Here is a 388-nt window from a genome sequence, read left to right as displayed (position 1 = left end):
CATTAAAATCTATCTAATGGTAGATGACTACTACAAAAAGATTGTAACAAACCGGCTAAGACAAGGCGGATATGCACCAAAGCTAACCGACAGTGAAATTATCACCATGGAGATAGTGGGTGAGTTTTTACAGATGGACACCGACTCACAAATCCATCAGTATTTTAAACAACACTGGCAAACATGGTTTCCACAAATAGGCTCATATCCCAACTGTGCCAAGCAGTGCGTCAATGTGTTACAGGTAAAAACTTTGATACAACAGCATATCGTTAAACAGCATGGGCAAGACAACATTCATGTTATTGATGGCTTTCCCATTCCGGTGTGTCAATATGCCAGAGCCTATCGGCATAAAACCTTCAAATATGAAGGGAGCTATAATTAC

The 388-nt window shown here is 39.9% G+C and carries 1 protein-coding gene; it reads left to right on the top strand.

Annotated features, from left to right (window positions below):
- Position 1: 1 nt before the first annotated feature.
- Positions 2-388 (top strand): transposase family protein (locus KJQ97_RS09695; protein WP_502756494.1); only part of this gene is annotated, 387 nt, incomplete at its 3' end.

It is taken from the genome of Campylobacter sp. 2018MI01 (genome assembly GCF_018501205.1).
Taxonomy (GTDB): Bacteria; Campylobacterota; Campylobacteria; order Campylobacterales; family Campylobacteraceae; genus Campylobacter_E.
The sequence above is the reverse complement of the archived record's forward strand: the minus strand, read 5'-3'. Positions and strand labels throughout refer to the sequence as shown.